Below are 22,666 nucleotides of genomic sequence, written 5' to 3'. Positions count from 1 at the left end.
CCGTACTTTTGCATTTATTACGAATACGATTTACGTGGCGATTGACAACGTTCTGCAACAATACATTTCTTCCGACAAAACTTTACAACTTACTGAAAAGTTAAAATCGGGCGGGGCGCAATATGTCTGTTTGAAAGGATTGATAGGTTCTTCCGCATCTTTTGTCGCTTCTGCCATTAGCAAAACCATTCCGCAAACGCATCTTTTTATTCTCACAGAAAAAGAAGAGGCGGCTTATTTTTTAAATGATTTAGAAAATAATACAGGCGGAAAAAATATTTTTTTCTTTCCTTCCTCTTACCGAAAAGCGTACGATCCGGAGCATACCGACAATGCGAATATTTCGCTTAGAGCGGAAGTGTTGAGTGCGATTTCAACCAAATCGAATACGCTTATTGTAACGTATCCGGAAGCATTAAATGAAAAGGTAGTTACTAAAAAACACCTCGAAAAAAACACACTTTCTTTACGAGTGGGAGAAAAAATTTCGATTGATTTTATCACGCAAGTGGTGTTGGAATATCATTTTAATCGTGTGGATTATGTAGCGGAACCGGGCGAATTTTCGGTACGTGGAGGTATTGTGGATATTTTTTCTTTTGCGAACGAACTTCCGTATCGTATCGAATTCTCGGGAAACAGCGTGGATTCTATTCGTAGTTTTGATGCAGCTACGCAACTTTCTGTTCAAACGGTTTCCTCTTGTAGCATTATTCCGAATTTGCAAATTAAAATAGCGCAAGAAAACAGACAAACATTTTTTGAATTTATTCCAGAAAATACCATTGTTTGGCTCAAAGACACCGCTTATGCAGCTGATAAAATAGAACAAGCTTTTGATGCAGCAGAAAAAATATACGAACAAAAAAAATCGCTCATTGAACAATTACAACCTTCTGAAATTTACAGCAGCAAAAAACTTTTTTTCGAGCAATTAGAAAATTTTAAAACAATCGAATTTGGATCGCATTTTTATTTTAATTCGGATATCGAAATTCAGTATAATATTGTTCCGCAAATTCCTTTTAATAAAAATTTTAATTTATTGTTGGATCATTTAAAAGGCAACATTGCAAAGGGTTTTCAAAATATTATTTTTTCAGACACTCCGAAACAACTAGAGCGCTTACATAAAATTTTTGAAGATGTTTCAGGCACCAATTCTTTATTTTTTCAGGAAGGAAATACAGGTACACTTTCGGAAGGTTTTACAGACAATGATTTAAAAATTGCGTGTTATACCGATCATCAAATTTTTAATCGCCATGCACGTTTTCGACTTAAAAGTGGTTTCAAAAAAACGAGCGAAGCCATCACATTAAAAGAATTAAAAGGATTGCATCCAGGAGATTTTGTAACGCATATTGATCACGGTGTTGGACGTTTTGCCGGTCTGGAAAAAATGGATGTGAATGGAAAACAACAAGAAGTAATTCGCATAATGTACAGAGACAATGATTTGTTGTACGTAAGCATTCATTCGCTTCATCGCATTGCAAAATACTCTGGAAAAGAAGGTGCAGAGCCGAAAATAAATAAACTCGGCTCCAATTCTTGGAGTGTTCTAAAACAAAAAACAAAGAAAAAAGTAAAAGAAATTGCGTTCGATTTAATTCAGCTTTACGCAAAACGGAAAGCGCTAAAAGGTCTTGCTTTTTCGCCCGATACGTATTTACAAACAGAATTGGAAGCCTCTTTTATTTATGAAGATACGCCTGATCAGGTAAAAGCAACAGTCGATACGAAAAAAGACATGGAGTCGGAATCACCCATGGATAGGCTTATTTGCGGAGATGTTGGTTTCGGAAAAACAGAAATTGCAATTCGTGCTGCTTTTAAAGCTGTTGCTGATAGTAAACAAGTGGCAGTATTAGTTCCTACTACTATCTTGGCTTTACAACATTATAAAACATTTAAGGAACGTTTGGGAGAAATGCCTTGTAAAGTCGATTATCTCAATCGTTTTCGAACAGCGAAAGAGCAAAAAGAAGTATTGGAAAAAACAGCAAGAGGAGAAATTGATATACTTATAGGCACACATATTTTGGCAGGAAAAAATGTTTCTTTCAAAGATTTGGGCTTATTAATTATTGATGAAGAGCAAAAATTTGGTGTCTCTGTTAAAGAAAAATTAAAAACAATTAGTACCAATGTAGATACGCTTACGCTTACTGCTACACCGATTCCTCGCACCTTGCAGTTTTCGATGATGGGCGCGCGCGATTTATCGGTTATCAATACGCCACCGCCAAATCGCCATCCTGTGCAAACAGAATTACATTCTTTTCACGAAGAAGTTTTTCGAGATGCCATTGCGTATGAAATGTCGCGGAACGGACAAACTTTTGTCATTCACAATCGCGTACAATCTATTAAAGAACTTGCCGGAATGATTCAACGACTTTGCCCGGATGCCAAAGTAGCTATTGCTCATGGACAAATGGAAGGACATAAATTGGAAGAAGTGATGCTTGATTTTATTGAAGGAAACACGGATGTGTTAGTGGCGACAAGTATTATCGAATCTGGATTGGATATTCCCAATGCGAATACAATTATTATTGACAAAGCGCATTTTTTCGGTTTGAGTGATTTGCATCAAATGCGCGGTAGAGTAGGGCGTTCCAATAAAAAAGCATTTTGTCATCTCATTACGCCGCCGCTTTCTACGCTAACGCCAGAAGCGAGAAAACGGTTAAAAGCGATTGAAGAATTTTCTGATTTGGGAAGTGGATTTAATATTTCGATGCGGGATTTAGATATTCGAGGTGCTGGAAATCTTTTAGGAGCGGAGCAAAGCGGATTTATCAATGAAATTGGTTTTGAAATGTATCACAAGATATTGGACGAGGCGATGCAAGAATTAACCGAAGAAATGGGCGAGGAACAAGCGATTGCCAACAAACAAAATCGTCCACAAAAATTTGTGAAAGATTGTCAAATAGATACCGATTTAGAATTGTTGATTTCGGAGGAATACGTGCAAAATACAGGCGAACGACTTTCACTTTACAGAGAGTTGGATAATTTTCAAAAAGAAGAAGAATTAATCTTATTCGAACAACAACTAAAAGATCGTTTTGGTGTTGTACCGCAAGCTACGCGCGAACTCATCAGAACCATTCGCTTGCGTTGGATAGCGATGGAATTGGGTTTGGAAAAAGTAGTGTTGAAATCCGGAAAACTAATTGGATATTTTATTTCCAAACAAGATGCGCCGTTTTATCAATCGGAAATGTTTACTCAAGTTTTACAATTCGTACAAAAAAATCCACACGCATGTAAAATGAAAGAAAACAATGCAAAACTCACGCTTTCTTTCGATCACATCAATAGCATAGAAACTGCTATTCACGCGCTTTCGCAAATCAATCGTAAAAAAACAATTTCGGAATTAGTAGAACCGAATAAAAATTGATTTGAAAAATTATTTTTTTGAAGGCGTTGCTGCTGAATTATTTCAGCATGGCGGTATAATTTTCAATCGGCACATCTACTCATTTTCAAATCTTCAAATCAATTTTTTGCCGCTCAAAAAAATATTTTTTCACGTTCCTTTTTATACATTTGTCGTCAACACATTTCAAAATATAAAATGAAGAAACAAATTTCTCTTTCCTTTGTCGTAGCAATGCTTTTCGCGATAAACGCTTTTGCACAGGTTCCGAAAATTAATTTTTCGGAGTACGATTTACCGAACGGTTTGCACGTAATTTTACACAAAGATGCGTCTACACCCATTGTTGCCGTTACGATGTTGTACCACGTGGGTTCTAAAAATGAAGATTCTACACGTACTGGTTTTGCTCATTTTTTCGAACATTTAATGTTTGAAGGTTCGGACAATATCAAACGCGGTGAATACATGAAAATAGTTCAAAATGCAGGCGGAGAGCTGAATGCAAACACAACCTTTGACCGCACATTTTTTTACGAAATTCTTCCTTCCAATCAATTGGAATTGGGAATTTGGTTAGAATCCGAGCGTTTGATGCACGCCAAAATTGATTCTGCCGGCGTGGAAACGCAACGCAAAGTGGTGAAAGAAGAATTGAAAGAACGCAATGAGAATACGCCTTACGGCTCGATATTAAACCAAATGTACGCACATGCTTATACTGTGCATCCGTATCGTTGGACGCCCACAGGAACGGATAAAAATATCAATAAAGCTACCATTGCAGAGTTCAGAGATTTTTACAAAACTTTTTATGTGCCGCAAAATGCAACGCTTTCTATTTCTGGAGATATAGATATAGAACAAGCAAAAAAAATGATCGCAAAATACTTTATGGATATCCCGAAAGGCACGCGTCTGATTCCGCGCCCTACGGTTGTGGAACCTATGAAAACAAAAGAAGTGCGCGATACGGTGTATGATCATATTCAACTTCCGGCGGTGGTAGAAGGCTATCATATTCCTGCCGAAAGTTCGAAAGATTTTTATGCCGTGAGTATGTTGACCACGCTTTTGTCGCAAGGGAAAAGTTCTTTATTGCAAAAAGAAGTGGTGGACAAAGAACAGAAAGCTGTTTTTGCTGGAGCTTTTTCTATTCCTACGGAAGATCCAGGTTTGGCTTTGATGTTTGGCGTGGCAAATATGGGCGTCGATCCGAAAGATCTTGAAAATGCGATGAATTCAGAATTTGATTCGGTAAAAGTAAAACTGATTACGGAAGAACAATTTCAGAAAGTACGCAATCAAATTGAAAATCAATTTATCAATAAAAATGCTACTAATGCAGGCATTGCAGAAAGTTTATCCAATTATCATGTGTATTTTGGAAATACAGATTTAATCAACAATGAAATTAAAAAATACATGGACGTAACGCGCGAAGACATTCAAAATGCGGCGAATAAATATTTGACAAAAGAAAATCGCGTGGTACTTTATTATCTTCCAAAGACTCATAAAAAATAAATTTTCAACATAAAAATTCATTCCAAAAAGTAGTGATATGAAAAAGATTTTTTCGTTTTTAGTAATGATTATCTCTGTGATAATTTCACCCGCGCAAACATTGGACAGAAGCGTCCGTCCTGTTGCTGGACCCGCTCCGAAAATACAATTGGGAAATATTGAATCGTTTGTTTTACCCAACGGCTTAAAAGTATTTGTGGTGGAAAATCATAAATTACCGCGCGTTGCTTTTTCGTTGGTGTTAGACGTAAATCCAGTATTGGAAGGCGATAGCAAAGGATATGTAGATGCGGCAGGAGAATTATTGAGCACTGGCACGCAAAAACGTAGCAAAGACGAATTGAACAACGAAGTAGATTTTATCGGAGCTACGTTTTCTACTTCTGCGGAAGGAATGTACGGCGAATGTTTGGTGCAACACCAAGATAAATTATTGGACATTATGTCGGATGAGTTGATGAATGCTCAGTTTACACAAACAGAATTAGATAAGATAAAAAAGAAAATGACCTCGCAAATTGTAAATCGCGAAGATGATCCGGACGCGATTGCATCGAGTATTCGCGATGTGGTGGATTTTGGAAAACAACATCCATACGGAGAAATTGAAAGTAAAGAAAGTGTGAAAAATATTACCTTGGATAAATGCGAAAATTATTACAAAACGTATTTTCATCCCAACGTGGCGTACCTTGCTATTGTGGGCGATATTAATTTTAAAAAAGCAAAAAAGCTAACGGAAAAATATTTCAGACAATGGCAAAAAGCCGATGTTCCTTCTGTAAAATACGATGTTCCGAAGGCGCCAGATGCAGATCAAGTCATTGTGGTCAATAAACCTGGAGCGGTGCAATCGGTTGTGAATGTTACGTATCCGATTAATTTATTGCCGAGCGATCCGGATGCCTTGAAAGCAAAAGTGATGAATACTATTTTAGGTGGTGGCGCATCGTGTCGGTTGTTTTTGGATTTACGCGAAAAACATGGCTACACGTATGGCGCGTATTCGAGTTTGAGTAACGATGAATTGGTGGGTTCTTTCACTGCTTTCGCGAAAGTGAGAAATGCGGTAACCGACAGTTCCGTAACACAAATTTTGTACGAGATGAAAAAATTGCGCGATGAAAAAGTAGGCAATGATGAATTGCAAGGTATTAAAAATTATATGACTGGAATTTTTGCCATCGGTTTGGAAAGTCCGCAAACAGTGGCAAACTACGCCATCAACATCGAGAAATATAAATTGCCCGCAGATTATTATACCAATTATTTGAAAAATTTGAATGCAATTACGCCCGACGACATTTACGAAGTGGCGCAGAAATACATGACGCCGCAAAATGCAACTATTTTAGTAGTGGGAAATAAAGAGGAAATCGCTTCAAAACTTGCTAAGTTTAGTGCCTCCGGAAAAATTATTTTTTTGAATACGGACGGAGAAGAAGAAAAAACAATGCGCTCTGTACCGCCAGGTATCACTGCCGAAACGGTAATTGACAATTACGTAAAAGCCATTGGCGGAAAAGAAAATCTCGATAAAATAAAAGATGTAACCACAAAAATGACGGCTTCCATACAAGGAATGGATTTGGAAATTGTGAATTATCAAAAAGCGCCCGATAAATTTTTTATGTCGATGGGAAAAGGAAAAATGATTTATCAAAAGCAAATTTTTGACGGAACAAAAGGGATCACGTCTGGAATGGGCGACAGCAAAGAGATGAAAGGGAAAGAGTTGGAAGAATTAAAAAATCAATCCACTTTAAATTTGGAAATGAATTACGAAAAATTAGGTTTCAAATTAACATTAAAAGGCATAGATGTAGTAAACGGAAACGATGCCTACGTGTTGGATGTAGAATCGCCAACAGGTAAAAAACAAACCGAATATTACGATGTAAACAGTGGTTTTAAAGTGCGCGTATCGCAAATAGAAGGAGATAAAATACAAATAACAGATATGAGCGATTACAAAGCGGTGAACGATGTAAAATATCCGTATCTAATTTCGCAAACCATCGGTTCTCAAACATTTTTGATGAAGGTAAGTTCCATTGAAATCAACACTGGAATTAAAGACGACGTTTTTTCAACAGTAAAAAATAAATAGTTATGTGGTGGATTTACGGATTGTTATCAGCAGTTTTTGCAGCATTAACGGCAATTTTAGTAAAGCTGGGTGTTAAAAATATTAATTCTGATTTGGCAACTGCTATCCGAACAGTGGTTGTTTTAGTTGTTACGTGGGGAATATTTTTTGCGCGCTCTAATTCCGGTGATTTTGGAAAAATAACAAAATCAACATTGGTGTTTTTAATTCTTTCGGGCATTGCAACTGGTTTATCGTGGATATTTTATTTCAAAGCAATGCAACTGGGTAAAGCCTTTCAAGTAGCAGCCATCGATAAATTAAGTGTGGCGTTTGTGGTATTGCTTTCTGTTTTTATTTTGCACGAAACCTTCACATTAAAAACCGCTATTGGCGTTGCCATGATTATTGGTGGTGCAGTTGTGATGATTTTTTGAAGGCGATTTTTTGTTGCTCGAAAAAATAATTTTTTTACAATTCATTATTTAATTAAGTGAAACAATATTAACGACAACGCGTCTGTTTGCAGACATTTCGGCTTCATTTTCTGGATACGGATATAGCAAACCCGATGCCCCCAGACCTTTGTAAGTTATTCTTTTTCCATCAATCCCCCTTTTTATCAAATCATTACGAACTGTAATGCATCTATTGTTTGATAATTGATAGTCATCGTCTTTTGAATTGATGTAACTTGGATCATTTACATGCCCTTCCAATTGAATAATCATTTTTTTATTTGCTTTCATTAAATGAAATAAAGCGTCCACCGAAGGATTTGATGCAGGTAACAAAATAGGCGAATTACCATAAAAATTTATATTGCCAACTGTAAATTTTTTTCCTTTTTTTAGTTTTTGTAAAACCGTTTTTAGTGGAGGAAAAACAGTATCGTCTTTTAATTTTATGGTGTTAATAATGGCAGTGGATAGAAACGAACTATCATTCTCAAAAGTCAGGATATAATTAAGATTTTCTTTAATAGGTGTTTTAATTTCGTAAGATCCGTCCTTTCCGGTCGTTATTTTTTTCAATACCGTACCTTGATAATCAGAAAATAGAATATTGGTTTCCATTGGTACATTTTCCTCATTAATTATTTTACCTGATATGTCCACATTTTTATAATAATTAAATTTAATAGTATGACCTTTCCCGTTAGCATAAACATTGTCCAATACGAGCATGTATTGCGATCCTTTTTCAACTTGGATTGATTTAGAATATGCAGAACCAATTCCTTTTTCAACAAATGTGCTTTTTGCCGTTAAGGATAATCCAGTAATTCCATTTTTTTGATTTCTTGAAAGGTTTGCCCTTAACGGATTAATTTTTCCGGCAGCTAAATTTTTGCTAAAAGTAGAATCGGTATATTTATATAATATAAAGTCATAATCATTGGTAGAATCTTGCGGAACAATATCAAAAACCAATTCTCCATTCAGTTCCATCGTTAACAAATAATAAGCAGTATGATTCATCTTTGCATTGGTATTCTTACTTGCTTTCAATTCTTTTATTTTTCCAACATCCTGTGGAGATACTGTTAAACCATATTTAGTTTCTTCAAAAACACTAAGTTTTACAGGATTATGGCAATCATTCGAAACAGGTGATAAAGCTACTTGTGCTTTTAAGGAAAAGAAAACCATTATTCCAATTAATACGATGAATAATTTTTTCATACAACTCATACTTTGCTATTTAGTTAAGAAGAAATGTTATTTTTTTTATCATCAATAAATTACTACGATGATTTGTATTTGATAAAAATACAACATTAAAAAATCCTTTCAAAAAAATAATTTTTCAAACCCCATTTTTCTATCTTTTTTTTAAGAAAAGGAAGGGAAAGGATTATTTAGACTTTCCCAAAAATATTTTTTAGATAAATGAAGCATTTCTATTACGAGAACGGATAATTAATTTCCTAATCGTACATTCGCGGATAAATTTTTTTCAAAATGAAAATGGTGATTCAGCGCGTTTCCGAAGCCGGCGTAACAATTGACGGAAAAAATACGGCTTCCATTTCCAAAGGATTGCTGATTTTATTGGGAATTGAAGCGGCAGACAATCAGGAAGACATTGAATGGCTTTGCGAAAAAATTTGCAAACTCCGCATTTTTAGTGATGCACAAGGTGCGATGAATCTTTCGGTACAAGAAATAAATGGCGAAATTCTGGTCGTGTCGCAGTTTACATTGTATGCAAGTACTAAAAAAGGAAACCGTCCATCGTTTCTGAAAGCGGCAAAACCGGAAATTGCCATTCCTTTGTACGAAGCATTTTTAGTGTGTTTGAAAAATAATTTTTCGAAGCCGATAAAAAGTGGAATATTTGGCGCTGATATGAAAATAAATTTGATAAATGATGGTCCGGTTACCATTACAATTGATTCAAAAAACAAAGAATAAAATGACGATTCAACAAGCGCAAAAATTAGTGGACGAATGGATAAAAACGAACGGCGTTCGATATTTTAATGAATTAACGAACATGGCGATTTTAACCGAAGAAGTGGGAGAAGTAGCGCGAATTATGGCACGCAAATACGGAGAGCAATCCTTTAAAAAATCGGATTCAAAAAAAGAATTGGCAGATGAATTAGCGGATGTTTTATTTGTGTTGATTTGCCTCGCCAATCAAACTGGAATTGATTTGACGGAAGCACTTCAAAAAAATATTGAGAAAAAAACAAAACGCGACAAAATAAGACATCTGCAAAATAAAAAATTACAAAAAATAAACGTGTTGAAAAAATAATTTTTCGAATGACAAAAAAAACAGCTGTAATAATTGGTGCTTCTGGACTTGTTGGCAATTTTTGTTTGCAACAATTGTTGCAAAATGAAGATTATTCATGCATAAAAATTTTTGCGCGAAAACCGGTTTCTTTTCCGAGTGAGAAAATTCAACATTGTATTATTGATTTTGATGCGATGGAACGCTACGCACCTTTAATAAAGGGAGATGAACTGTTTTGTTGTTTCGGAGCGACGCTAAAAAAAGCGGGTTCAAAAAATAATTTTTTGAAAATAGATCTTGGATATCCTACACAATTTGCCGCTTTCGCGAGACAAAATGGAATTAAAAAATGCGTCTTGATTTCGTCTTTAGACGCCGATGAAAAATCAAGTAATTTTTATCTCAATACAAAAGGAATAATCGAAAAAAAATTTTCCGAGATGGGTTTTGAAAGTCTTTCCATTGTTCGCCCTTCGCTTATTTTAGGAGATCGGAATGATCGAAGATTTTTAGAAGCCTTGGCGATGATAACAATGAAATTATTTAGTTTTTTATTTTTCGGACCTTTAAAAAAATACAAAGGCGTTGAAGCGGAAACAGTTGCAAAAGCAATGATTTCCATCGTTCAAAAAAATAATTTTGGAACTACTATTTACGAATCAGATGCGTTGCAACAATTCGAAAAAGACTAAAAACAGGGTTGAAAAATTATTTTTCCAAACTCGTTTTTAGCTTGAAATTTCTTGCTTCAAAAAAATAATTTTTCGAAGCACTATATTTTTGGAAAACCCAAATTCGGCTATTTCCTGATAAAATAATATCTTTGCATCCTCAAAATTTGAAAAAATGGACTTTACAAAACAAGAAGTAGATCAACTTAATGCCGTTATTAAAGTAAAAGTAACGCCCGCAGACTACGAAACAAAGGTGGACGCGGCTTTAAAAACATATCAGAAAAAAGCCAATATGCCTGGTTTTAGACCTGGAAAAGTGCCTTCCGGAATGATAAAAAAAATGTACGGAAAATCATTGTTGGTAGATGAAATCAATAAATTATTGCAGGAAAATCTATATAAATATATTACCGAAAATAATATTGAAGCACTCGGAAATCCTTTGCCAAAGCACGATGCAGAAAAGCAAATTGATTGGGACAATCAAAAAGATTTTGAATTTACGTATGAAATTGGATTGGCTCCGAAATTTAATGTGGAACTTTCTGCGAAGGAAAAATTTAATAAATACATTGTTCGTATTGACGATGAATTGATTAATAAATACGCTTCGGATATTTACAAACGTTACGGAAAAGTAGCAACGGCTGAGGTCTCCGAAGCTGACGATATTTTATTTGGAGATTTTGTGGAATTGGACGCTGCCGGAAATATTGTTCCGGGCGGTATTTTTAAATCGTCTTCATTGGCGGTGGAACGTATCAAAAATGAAGGGCTGAAAAAACAAATTATCGGTTTGAAAAAAGGCGATAAAGTAATTGTGGAATCTTCTAAACTCAGCGAAAACATGACTGATTTAGCAGCGATGTTGGGTATCGATAAAGAAAAAGCAGCACAATTAAAATGTAATTTTCAATACACCGTAACCAATATTAGTCGTTTGGCACCTGCTGAAAAAAATCAAGAATTATTCGACAAAGTTTATGGTAAAGATGTCGTGAAAACGGAAGAAGAATTTAATGCAAAAATCAAAGAAGAATTAACAGGAATGTTTTCGAACGACAGCGAAAAACGTTTAAAAAGAGATATTGTAGAGGCTTTGATGAAAAAAATAGCGATTTCCTTACCAGATGAATTTTTGAAAAGATGGTTGATGGAAGTGAATGAAAAACCACTTACGTATGAGCAAATAAGCGCGGAATATGTTGGTTATGCTGAAATGTTGAAATGGCAACTCATCGAAAATAAAATTTTGAAAGACCATCAAATTAAAGTAGACAACGATGAAGCTACTGCTTATGTGAAAGAATTGGTGAAAGTGCATTATTTGAGAGCCGGACAAGCCAATATCGACGAAAACGAAATTGAAAAAACAGCGCAACGTGTTTTAGCGAATGAAGAAGAAGCCAAAAAAGTGTACAACGATTTGTACGAGAAAAAAACGATGAAACTTTATACTTCTACCTTTACAATCGAGGAAAAAGAGGTATCTTACGAAGAATTTTCAAAATCATAATATAAATTTAAAACTGAAAAACGATGTTTAACAACGATGAATTTCGCAAATATGCCATTAAACACAAAGGCATTAACAGCAATGTTTTTGATAAATATACTTCTATCCAAAGCGAATATATTTCACCAACAATTATTGAGGAACGTCAATTAAACGTGGCAACGATGGACGTTTTTTCGCGTTTGATGATGGACAGGATCATTTTCTTGGGCGTTGGTATCAATGATTACGTGGCAAATATTATTCAAGCCCAATTATTGTTTTTGGAATCGGTGGATTCTAAAAAAGACATTCAAATTTATTTGAATTCTCCAGGAGGCTCTGTTTATGCAGGTTTGGGGATTTACGATACGATGCAATACATTGCTCCTGATGTAGCAACTATTTGTACAGGAATGGCAGCTTCCATGGGCGCTGTGCTGATGTGCGCTGGTGCTCCGAAAAAACGTACGGCGTTGAAACATTCACGCGTGATGATACATCAACCTATGGGTGGCGCAGATGGGCAAGCATCCGACATTGAAATTACAGCACGCGAAATTCAGAAATTAAAAAAAGAATTGTACGAAATTATCGCGAAGCATTCCAACCAAACGTATGAAAAAGTTTGGAAAGACAGTGATCGCGATTATTGGATGACAGCTCAAGAAGCCAAAGAATACGGTATGATTGACGAGATTTTGGTAAAGGCAAAATAATGGCTGATAAAAACAATATAAAATGTTCCTTTTGCGGCAGAGATAAACAGGATACTACTGTTTTAATTGCCGGAATCACTGGACATATTTGTGATCATTGCATTACACAGGCGCAAAAAATTGTGAAAGATGAAATGCAGGAAAAGAGTACACATTCTATTCATGCGGCGCTTACTTTGCTTAAACCGATTGAGATAAAAAAGCAATTGGATGAATACGTTATCGGACAAGACGAAGCGAAGAAAGTACTTTCCGTAGCGGTTTACAATCATTACAAACGACTTATTCAAAAACCATCCGAACAAAAAAAATTGGACGATGTGGAGATTGAAAAATCGAATGTAATTATGGTGGGTGAAACGGGAACAGGAAAAACTTTGTTGGCGCGCACAATTGCGAGAATGCTAAACGTTCCTTTTTGTATTGCGGATGCAACGGTGCTTACCGAAGCTGGTTATGTGGGAGAAGACGTGGAAAGTATTTTGTCGCGTTTGTTGCAAGCTGCCGATTATGACGCTGCTGCTGCAGAACGAGGAATTGTTTTTATTGATGAAATTGATAAAATCGCACGTAAAAGCGATAATCCTTCCATTACGCGAGATGTTTCTGGAGAAGGCGTGCAGCAAGGATTGTTAAAGTTGTTAGAAGGCGCGGTGGTAAACGTTCCTCCGCAAGGCGGACGAAAACATCCGGAGCAAAAAATGATTCAGATAAACACCAAGAATATTCTTTTCATTTGTGGAGGTGCTTTCGACGGAATTGAAAAAAAAATTGCGAGACGTCTTCAAACACAAACGCTTGGATTTACTACGAATACGGAATCCAAACAAATTGACAAAGAAAATTTATTGCAATATGTAAGTCCGCAAGATTTAAAAAGTTTTGGTTTAATTCCCGAATTGATTGGGCGATTGCCGATACTTACTTTTTTAAATCCCTTGGACAAAGAATCGTTGCGTAGCATATTAACGGAACCGAAAAATTCATTAATAAAACAATACACCAAATTGTTTGAAATGGATAAAGTGAATATCAGTTTTGATAAAGGAGTGTTGGATTTAATTGTGGAGAAAGCCATGGAATTTAAGCTGGGTGCGCGCGGTTTGCGCTCTATTTGCGAAGCCATTATGTTGGATGCGATGTTTGAAGTTCCTTCCGAAAAATCATCTTCAAATATAGCAATCACTTTGTCTTACGCGAAGGAAAAATTGAAAAAATCCTCACTCAACAAACTACGAGTGGCTTAAAACATTAGCTGGAAAACAAGAAAGTTAAGCGACTGAGAAAATTACAACAAGTGCATTCCAAAAATTAATTTTTATGATAGGCTGGTAATTTTCCCTCCTTTATCAATTGGTCGCATTTCACTTTGTGTTCTTTGAAATTACCAAAACAAAGTGCATCGAGCATTTCGCTTTTAGTCATTTTTGGATTATCGAGTTTTGTTTTTATTTCGCCAGAGCAGCGTTCCACAAATTTCTCAAAACGTTCAGGTGCCCAAATATATTCACGTTTATGCCAATCTTCTTTTGTTCTATCAATTGCAAATTCTTTTGGCAAATCGCCGCTTATGTTCGTTTTTACAATCATTCCTTGATAAATTCTCGGTAATTCTCTGTTATCGAAAATCAAGGGACGTGTTACTTTAATAACGTGAGTTTTCCTTTTTGGATCAGTGATGGCAAGTCCATCCACTCTCAATCCCTTTTTTTTAAGGTGAGAAAACTTTGTTTCAAAACTTTTTAGAATTTCATAGATCATGGGAGTACAAAATCAATTGGGACTGTAAATATACGATATTATTTTGCCATAATGCAATATAATTTAGACTAAATTATTATTTATGACCCACCACCATCTCATAAAAAAGGACGAATGCGTAATTTTTTAATAATCTTCATTTAAAATTCACAAGGAGAAAAGTACTTTTGCACTTTGATAAAAAAATCAACAACCTTTAAATCAATAAAAAAAATGAAAGCAAAAAAAATTATTTCAATGGGTTCTATGGTAGCTATTTCTATCGGATTAATGTTTTCTTCGTGTTCAAAAGATGGATCTGCAGGACCTACTGGGTCGCAAGGACCTTCCGGTCCGAATTTACAAGGAAGCATTTACGGCTATATTTCCTTTTATAATCAGTATGGGACAAAACTTTTTTCGAATCTGAAAAATGCGAAGGTCTCTTTAGTTGGAACAACTACAGTAAGCACAACAACAGATTCGTTAGGACATTATTCTTTTGCCAATGTGAGCACTGGCACTTATAGCATAACTGTCAGTGATTCTTCGTATGGTTCCAACGAAGTGCAACAGTTAGGATTTGTTGGAGGAGGTGGCGTAGAGAGGGATATAAAAATATCTCAAATACCTAATTTTAGTCCACTTACTGTAACAACTGTTGATACGATGATAATTATTGGCGGAGATACAACTAAATATGTTAAAGTAAGAGGAACAGTTGGTTCGGATAATCAAGCAAGAGAAATGTCTGTTTTTGTTGGTGCAACTTCTTCTGCGTCTGCTGTGCCAGCTAATTATTTACTCACTTATGGAACCAATGTTAGAGCAAAAGCTGTTAGTTTTACGCTTGAAGTCCCGGCTACTGATTTATATGGTGCAGGATTTACAACAGGTTCCATGGCCTATATCGCGGTGTATGGAGCCGCAGTAAATTATGCTTCATCATCTTCTTATGAAGATTATAACACGGGACGAACGATTTACAATGCCATTAGTGTTAATGCCATTAATTCCAATGTGATTGTCCCATAACAGAACTGTTTTATTCAGCCCAAAAAGGCGCTTAGAAAATTAATTTTCCAAGCGCCTTTTTTTAAGCACAAACCTCATAAATTGCTTCGTAAAATAAAGTAATCAGAAAATTTTATCGTAATATTTTAATAAAAATTTGTAGGTTTGAAATTTTGTTGTAGTTTTACCAAAAAATAATAGATTCATCTTTCGTGATAATTAAAAATTTATTAAAATTAAAATTAAAATGAAAAAAACTACCCTTTGTAAAACGATTTTTGCAGCTTGCTTTTTGCTTTTTGGCGAAATGTCTCATGCGCAAAATAATGTAGGTATTGGAACAAATGCTCCTGCACCTACTTCTATACTCGAGTTAAAATCAATCAATCAAGGGATGCTTGTTCCTAGAATGACTGCTGTACAGCGTTTAGCCATTGTAACGCCGGCAAATGCTTTGTTGGTATATGATACGGATTCTGCTTGTTTCTTTTATTGGAATGCAGTTATTCCTAAATGGGTTTCTCTTTGCAATGCTACTTCCGGCTCTGTCGGACCGACAGGTCCTGCAGGTAGTCCAGGTGCAACTGGTCCTGCAGGTAGCCCAGGCGCAACTGGTCCTGCTGGAGCAACTGGTGCAACAGGTATTGGAACTGCTGGCGCAACAGGAGCTACAGGAGCAACAGGTGTAGGAACAACAGGTGCTACGGGCGCAACAGGACCCACAGGTGCAACAGGTGCAACGGGTTTCGGAGCAGGTACTCCGGGTGCCACTGGGGCAACTGGACCTACAGGTCCCACTGGAGCAACTGGTCTTGCAGGAACTAACGGAGTAACAGGTGCAACAGGCGCTACAGGAACAAATGGGACTAACGGAACTAATGGAGCAACTGGAGCAACTGGAGTTGCAGGGGCAAACGGAGCAACTGGCGCTACAGGAACAAATGGAACAAATGGAACAAATGGAACAAACGGAGCAACTGGAGCAACTGGAGCTACAGGAGCAGCAGGAGTTGCGGGGGCAAAAGGAGCAACTGGTGCTACAGGTGCTACAGGACCAAGTTGGACACTTTCTACTGTAACATATAATACAAATGGAACAGTTACAGTAAACGGTACTGCTGGATCTGGCGGACCTATTACTTCCGCAAATGCGGCTTGGTTAACAACAGGTAATTTAGGTACCACTGCTGGTACTAATTTTATAGGTACTACGGATGCACAAAGTTTTGTTACAAAAACGGGTGGTTCTGCTGCAACTAACGAGCGAATGAGAATTCTTTCTGCAGGACCAGGTGTTTATAATAATACTACCGCTGCCGCAAATGATGTTTTTTCTGCTTATGCAACTGGTACGGCAGGTGCTATTAACCCACTTGGTGCTATTGCCATAGATGGATATAGCAATGGAGGTATTGGTGTTGTTGGGCAAGATGCAGGTGGAAATTTAGGAGTACTTGGTGCTTCTGTTACCAATACAGGTGTGGGTGTGCAAGGACAAAACAATGCTGCAGGTATTGGTGTAGTTGGACTCATTACTCCAAATAATACCAATGGTATTGGTGTTTTAGGGCAAGCATTGGGAGGTGGTAGTGATGGTGTTTTTGGTTTTGACTCTTTGGGTACTGGTGTGTTTGGAGTAACACAAACAAATACTGATTTTGGAGTATGGGGTTATAATACAAAGACCGGTTCAGCGGCTAACAGTAGTACAGGTGTTGCAGGCGCTGGAAATGGCACTAATCTTACCAATTATTTACCGCAAGGTAGTGGAGGTGCATTTACAGGACAATATATTGGAGTATATGGTCAAGCACGAAAAGCGTCAAATTCTAATGCAACTATAAGTGCGGGTGGAGAGTTTGGAGATAGTACAATTACAGGAACCGTAATACAAGTATTTGTTGCTACAAGATATAATGGTACAAATTATAAAGTATATAGTCCTACAGGACCAGCTACTGTATCAGAAAGTGTTCCAGATGAAAATGGAACAATGTGCACGATGTTTTCTCCAGAAGCTCCAGAGGTTTTATTTGAAGATTATGGCGAAGGTCAATTATCAAATGGTTCTGTTAATATTAACTTAGATCCAATTTTCGCTAAAAATATTGCTGTAAATGATCAACACCCTTTGCGTGTTATAATCCAATTAGAAGGTGATTGTAATGGTGTATATGTTACAGACAAAACAGCAAACGGCTTTACGGTAAAAGAATTGAAGGGCGGTTCATCTAATGCTAAATTTACGTATCATGTAGTTGCTAATGAGTCAGATTCATACAAAAATGGAGTGTTAGATTCTAAATTCCAAGATTTGAGATTTCCGCATTCTGCTATTGTTGATCAACCTCTTTCAAAAGAAAATACAGTTAGAACGAGAGTGTCGGCAAAAGGTTCCTCCTCGAAAAATCGTGTTCATTAAGAAATAAAAAACAAATCTTTAAAAGCGTTTGAAAAATTAATTTTTCAAACGCTTTTTTTATGCTTCAAAAAATTATTTTTTCAAACTGTTTTTTCGATATCAATGAAAAAACGATTACTTTGTAATTCAAAATAATAAAGAAAATGGCAGATAACGGAAATGTAACAACAAGTATCGAAAACGGAATAGCAACTATTTCTTTTTTTCACCCGCAAAGTAATTCCTTACCTGGAGCGTTGCTCAATAAATTAGCAACAACAATAAATGGTGTCAGTAATAATTCGGAGACAAAAGTGATTATTTTAAAAAGTGAAGGAGAAAAAACTTTTTGCGCAGGAGCTTCTTTTGACGAATTAATTTCCATAAAAGATATCGAAACTGGGAAAAGATTTTTCTCTGGATTTGCTAATGTTATTAATGAGATGCGAAAATCACCTAAATTTATAATTGCACGTGTGCAAGGAAAAGCTGTTGGCGGTGGAGTTGGCTTGGCTTCTGCAGCTGATTATACGCTTGCCACCGAAGCTGCTGCTGTAAAATTAAGTGAATTAGCGGTTGGAATTGGACCTTTCGTAGTTGGTCCTGCGGTGGAACGTAAAATTGGAAACGCAGCATTTTCATCACTCGCCATCAATGCAACGGAATGGCAAACTGCAAAATGGGCAAAAGAAAAAGGATTGTATGCAGAAGTATTTTCTTCGATTCAAGAATTAGATAAAGGCGTTGATGCGTTGGCAGAAAAACTTTCTAAAAGTAACCCGGAAGCGATGCGGTTATTAAAAAAAATATTTTGGCAAGGAACGGAAAATTGGGATCAATTATTAATTGAAAGAGCCGAAATGAGCGGAAAATTAGTGTTATCTGATTTTACTATAAAAGCAATTGAAAAATTTAAAGCGAAAGCTTAAATGAAAATAGAAGGAGGTTTATGACGATGATCGAAACAAAAAAAATACAAACTGTAATTCCTGAAACCGTTCTGCGAAAAGCATTTGAATTAATGTGTACCGCAAAAGCAATGACGGAATTATACGAAGCCAAAAAAGAAATTACCGCAAAATACGTGCATGCTACTTCGCGCGGACACGAAGCGATACAGCTTGCTTTGGGTTTGCAATTAAAGCCGCAAGATTATGTTGCTCCTTATTATCGCGATGACAGTATTTTATTGGGCATCGGGATGAAACCTTATGAATTAATGCTTCAACTGTTGGCTAAACGCGATGATCCGTTTTCGGGCGGAAGAACGTATTATTCGCATCCCAGTTTGAAGCGCGATAATATGCCTAAAATTCCACATCAATCCTCGGCAACTGGAATGCAAGCAATCCCTGCAACTGGCGTGGCGATGGGAATTCAATATTTAGAAAAACAAAAAATTTCTTCTTATAAAGAAGGAGAAAAACCACTAATGGTTTGCTCGCTCGGAGATGCTTCCATTACGGAAGGTGAAGTGGCAGAAGCTTTTCAGATGGCGGTGCTTAAAAAATTTCCGATACTTTATTTGATTCAAGATAATGAATGGGATATTTCTGCGAATGCAAAGGAAACGCGGGCGCAAGATGCAACGGAATATGCGAAAGGCTTCAAAGGCTTGGAAACACGTACGATTGACGGCAGTGATTTTTTTAAATCGTATGAAACAATAAAAGAAGTGTTGGAAATTATTCGCAAAGAAAGACGTCCGTTTATGATTCATGCAAAAGTTCCTTTGCTCAATCATCATACTTCTGGCGTTCGTAAAGAATGGTATCGTGATGATTTGGAAGAAGCCTCTAAACGCGATCCTTTTCCGCGTTTTCGCAATCAACTTATTGTGGAAGGTTTTGATGTGGAGGAATTAAATAAAATAGAAAAATTGGCTGAAAAGCTTGTTCGTGAAGATTATGAGAAAGCGTTAAAAGCAGAAGATCCACATCCAGCAGATTTATTTACGCATGATTTTGCGCCAACTCCGATTACAATCGAAAAAGGAGAACGTGAGCCGAAAGGAAAAGAAAAAACAGTGATGGTAGATTGCGCGCTTTTTGCAGTGCAAGAATTAATGGCGAAACACAAAGAGTGTTTGCTTTACGGACAGGACGTGGGCGGCAGACTTGGAGGAGTTTTCAGAGAAGCAGCAACATTGGCGCAAAAATTTGGAGACGATCGCGTTTTCAATACACCTATTCAAGAAGCATTTATTATTGGAAGTACAGTCGGAATGTCAGCTACTGGCTGTAAACCGATTGTTGAAGTTCAGTTTGCCGATTACATTTGGCCTGGATTAAATCAACTTTTCACAGAGGTAAGTCGTTCGTGTTATTTATCAAACGGGAAATGGCCTGTGAGTTGTATTATCCGCGTTCCTATTGGTGCATATGGCAGCGGAGGTCCTTATCATTCGTCCAGTGTAGAAAGTGTTTTGACAAATATTCGAGGAATAAAAATTGCATATCCATCTACTGGAGCCGATTTAAAAGGCTTAATGAAATCCGCCTATTACGATCCCAATCCGGTGGTGATGTTGGAACATAAAGGCTTGTATTGGTCTAAAATAAAGGGAACGGAAGATGCGAAAACTATTGAGCCAGATGAAGATTATATTATTCCTTTCGGAAAAGCGCGAATAGTGCAAGAAGCAGAAAAATCAATGATTGAAAAAGGAAAATCGCTTACGGTGATTACTTACGGAATGGGCGTGTATTGGGCAAAAAATGCTGCAAAAAAATTTCCAAATCAAATTGAAATTATTGATTTGCGAACGCTCGCTCCTTTAGATGAAGATACAATTTTTGCTTCCGTGAAAACGCATGGAAAATGTATTGTGCTTACGGAAGAGCCTGTTAACAATAGTTTCGCGCAAAGTATAGCCGGACGCATTCAAAAAAGATGCTTTCACTATTTAGATGCACCCGTGGATATAATTGGTTCGGAAAATTTGCCAGCTATTCCACTTAATTCCACTTTGGAGTTCACAATGTTGCCGAATGCAGACAAAGTGTGCAAACAAATTCAAGAAATTCTTTCTTATTAAATCAATATGAATATTGTTGTAACAGGTGCCAGTAGCGGAATTGGATTCGAAACAGTAAAGGCATTTTGTAAAGATGGAAATCATACTATTGTTGCGATTGCGCGTAATACGGAGAAATTAAAAATACTTCAAAAAGAATGCGCGAAGATAAATGCTGCTGCAAAAATAATTCCTGTAACCTTTGATTTATCTGATGTAACGAAGATCTCTACTTTGAAAAATTATTTTTTCGAAGAGATAAAATCCGTAGATATTTTATTAAACAACGCTGGAACGCTTATCAATAGGACGTTTGAAAAATTAATTTTTCAAGACGTTCAAAATACATACAATACAAATGTGTTTGCTCCAATGTTCCTAATACAAGCGCTGTTGCCGATGATGGGAAAGGAAAGAAGTACGCACGTCGTTAATATAAGTAGTATGGGAGGGTTTCAGGGAAGTGCCAAATTTAAAGGGCTTTCAGCCTACAGCTCTTCCAAAGCAGCATTGGTAAATTTAACGGAATGTTTAGCAGAAGAACTGCGTCCGAAAAATATTTTTTTGAATTGTTTAGCGCTCGGAGCAGTACAAACAGAGATGCTTTCGAAAGCGTTTCCTGAATATACTGCACCCGTAAATGCAGTGCAAATGGCAGATTATATAAAGGGCTTTGCGCTAAATGGTAATCGTTATTTTAACGGAAAAATCATTCCTGTTTCTATTTCCACCCCTTAAAAGGTGTTGATAAAGCCCAAAAGGAAATATTCTTCGTAAAATTATTACCTTGTAAATCAATAATATATCTGATAAAAAGAATAAATATGAAAAATAGTTATAGAAAGTGTTGCAAGATAAAATTAATGATTCTACATTTGCATCCCCTTAAAAAAACAGTTCTTTATAAAAGTGGGAATGAAAGTGTGATGAATGCGAAGGTTTATTTATAATTAACCATTATATTTAAAAGGAATAAAAATTATTTTTAAAATAATTTTGAAAATAGTTGCAGAGAAGAAAAAATTAGTATCTTTGCACTCCCTTTTAAAAAAGGCAAATTGAATACGAATGAAATTGGTTCCTGAAAGTGGGAATTAAAATATAAAGAAGTAAAGTTCTTTGAAGTATTGAAGAAGCCAAAGAAATAGTAAATATCCCTCGTTTCTCGAATTCATATTCGAGATTCCGATGAGAAACAAATCCGAGACATTTCCTTTAATGGAAAAAATCAAACTTACAATGGAGAGTTTGATCCTGGCTCAGGATGAACGCTAGCGGCAGGCCTAATACATGCAAGTCGAACGGTAACATGAGTAGCAATACTTGATGACGAGTGGCGCACGGGTGCGTAACGCGTATGCAACCTACCTTTAACTGGAAGATAGCTCCGAGAAATCGGAATTAATACTCCATAGTATTATTAAACGGCATCGTTTGATAATTAAAGCTCCGGCGGTTAAAGATGGGCATGCGTGACATTAGCTAGTTGGTGAGGTAATGGCTCACCAAGGCTACGATGTCTAGGGGATCTGAGAGGATTAACCCCCACACTGGTACTGAGACACGGACCAGACTCCTACGGGAGGCAGCAGTAAGGAATATTGGACAATGGTGGCAACACTGATCCAGCCATGCCGCGTGAAGGATGAAGGCCCTATGGGTTGTAAACTTCTTTTGAACGGGAGAAAACCCCTCTACGTGTAGAGAGCTGATTGTACCGTAAGAATAAGGATCGGCTAACTCCGTGCCAGCAGCCGCGGTAATACGGAGGATCCAAGCGTTATCCGGATTCATTGGGTTTAAAGGGTGCGTAGGCGGAATGATAAGTCAGTGGTGAAATCTCTCG

17 protein-coding genes and 1 rRNA gene are annotated in these 22,666 nt (G+C 36.7%); 16 read left to right on the top strand and 2 right to left on the bottom strand.

Features of this window, described 5'->3' with window-relative positions:
- The first annotated feature begins 34 nt into the window (after window positions 1–34).
- The 4 genes from mfd to ABIZ51_00075 all read left to right on the top strand — a co-directional run bounded on the left by mfd (window position 35) and on the right by ABIZ51_00075 (window position 7,450).
- The gene (gene mfd, locus ABIZ51_00090) at window positions 35–3,418 is read left to right on the top strand and encodes a transcription-repair coupling factor (GenBank protein ID MEO7087173.1); all 3,384 of its coding nucleotides are present in this window, start codon (window positions 35–37) and stop codon (window positions 3,416–3,418) included.
- A gap of 177 nt (window positions 3,419–3,595) precedes the next feature.
- Entirely contained in the window at window positions 3,596–4,924 is a 1,329-nt protein-coding gene (locus ABIZ51_00085) for a pitrilysin family protein (GenBank protein MEO7087172.1), read from the top strand.
- Window positions 4,925–4,961: 37 nt separating this feature from the next.
- Complete coding sequence (locus ABIZ51_00080) at window positions 4,962–7,034, top strand: pitrilysin family protein (GenBank protein MEO7087171.1); 2,073 nt, start codon at window positions 4,962–4,964, stop codon at window positions 7,032–7,034.
- Window positions 7,035–7,036: 2 nt separating this feature from the next.
- Window positions 7,037–7,450: an EamA family transporter gene (locus tag ABIZ51_00075; GenBank protein MEO7087170.1), complete on the top strand. Its 414-nt coding sequence runs from the start codon at window positions 7,037–7,039 to the stop codon at window positions 7,448–7,450.
- A gap of 48 nt (window positions 7,451–7,498) precedes the next feature.
- Here ABIZ51_00075 and ABIZ51_00070 read toward each other — a convergent pair whose 3' ends face one another.
- A complete protein-coding gene (locus ABIZ51_00070) occupies window positions 7,499–8,698 on the bottom strand; it encodes an OmpA family protein (GenBank protein MEO7087169.1) in 1,200 nt (399 codons plus the stop codon).
- A 279-nt stretch (window positions 8,699–8,977) separates the two neighbouring features.
- On the opposite strand from ABIZ51_00070, the gene dtd reads away from it, so the two are divergent.
- From dtd to clpX, 6 genes are all read left to right on the top strand, one after another.
- Window positions 8,978–9,430, top strand: coding sequence for a D-aminoacyl-tRNA deacylase (dtd, locus tag ABIZ51_00065; protein ID MEO7087168.1), 453 nt, complete (start codon window positions 8,978–8,980; stop codon window positions 9,428–9,430).
- Between the two features lies 1 nt (window position 9,431).
- Window positions 9,432–9,779: a nucleotide pyrophosphohydrolase gene (locus ABIZ51_00060; protein MEO7087167.1), complete on the top strand. Its 348-nt coding sequence runs from the start codon at window positions 9,432–9,434 to the stop codon at window positions 9,777–9,779.
- 8 nt (window positions 9,780–9,787) lie between these two features.
- Window positions 9,788–10,453, top strand: a complete 666-nt coding sequence (locus ABIZ51_00055) for an NAD(P)H-binding protein (GenBank protein MEO7087166.1) — start codon at window positions 9,788–9,790, stop codon at window positions 10,451–10,453.
- Between the two features lie 154 nt (window positions 10,454–10,607).
- A complete protein-coding gene (tig, locus tag ABIZ51_00050) occupies window positions 10,608–11,951 on the top strand; it encodes a trigger factor (GenBank protein MEO7087165.1) in 1,344 nt (447 codons plus the stop codon).
- Between the two features lie 23 nt (window positions 11,952–11,974).
- Window positions 11,975–12,649, top strand: coding sequence for an ATP-dependent Clp endopeptidase proteolytic subunit ClpP (gene clpP / locus ABIZ51_00045; GenBank protein ID MEO7087164.1), 675 nt, complete (start codon window positions 11,975–11,977; stop codon window positions 12,647–12,649).
- A complete protein-coding gene (gene clpX / locus ABIZ51_00040; protein ID MEO7087163.1) occupies window positions 12,649–13,896 on the top strand; it encodes an ATP-dependent Clp protease ATP-binding subunit ClpX in 1,248 nt (415 codons plus the stop codon). Before clpP ends, clpX begins: the two co-directional genes overlap by 1 nt.
- 64 nt (window positions 13,897–13,960) lie before the next feature.
- On the opposite strand, the gene ABIZ51_00035 is transcribed toward clpX, so the two are convergent.
- A complete protein-coding gene (locus tag ABIZ51_00035; protein MEO7087162.1) occupies window positions 13,961–14,410 on the bottom strand; it encodes a hypothetical protein in 450 nt (149 codons plus the stop codon).
- A 213-nt stretch (window positions 14,411–14,623) separates the two neighbouring features.
- On the opposite strand from ABIZ51_00035, the gene ABIZ51_00030 reads away from it, so the two are divergent.
- The 6 genes from ABIZ51_00030 to ABIZ51_00005 form a co-directional block, all read left to right on the top strand.
- On the top strand, window positions 14,624–15,424 hold the full coding sequence (locus ABIZ51_00030) for a carboxypeptidase-like regulatory domain-containing protein (GenBank protein MEO7087161.1): 801 nt from the start codon (window positions 14,624–14,626) through the stop codon (window positions 15,422–15,424).
- Window positions 15,425–15,650: 226 nt separating this feature from the next.
- Window positions 15,651–17,825, top strand: a complete 2,175-nt coding sequence (locus tag ABIZ51_00025) for a hypothetical protein (GenBank protein MEO7087160.1) — start codon at window positions 15,651–15,653, stop codon at window positions 17,823–17,825.
- A gap of 143 nt (window positions 17,826–17,968) precedes the next feature.
- Window positions 17,969–18,733, top strand: a complete 765-nt coding sequence (locus tag ABIZ51_00020; GenBank protein MEO7087159.1) for an enoyl-CoA hydratase/isomerase family protein — start codon at window positions 17,969–17,971, stop codon at window positions 18,731–18,733.
- 26 nt (window positions 18,734–18,759) lie between these two features.
- Entirely contained in the window at window positions 18,760–20,841 is a 2,082-nt protein-coding gene (locus ABIZ51_00015) for a thiamine pyrophosphate-dependent enzyme (protein ID MEO7087158.1), read from the top strand.
- 6 nt (window positions 20,842–20,847) lie between these two features.
- Entirely contained in the window at window positions 20,848–21,558 is a 711-nt protein-coding gene (locus ABIZ51_00010) for an SDR family oxidoreductase (protein MEO7087157.1), read from the top strand.
- A 498-nt stretch (window positions 21,559–22,056) separates the two neighbouring features.
- A 16S ribosomal RNA gene (locus tag ABIZ51_00005) occupies window positions 22,057–22,666 on the top strand; the annotation flags it as partial.

It is taken from the genome of Bacteroidia bacterium, from assembly GCA_039924845.1.
Taxonomy (GTDB): Bacteria; Bacteroidota; Bacteroidia; order DATLTG01; family DATLTG01; genus DATLTG01.
This window is presented reverse-complemented; position numbering and strand designations above follow the sequence as displayed.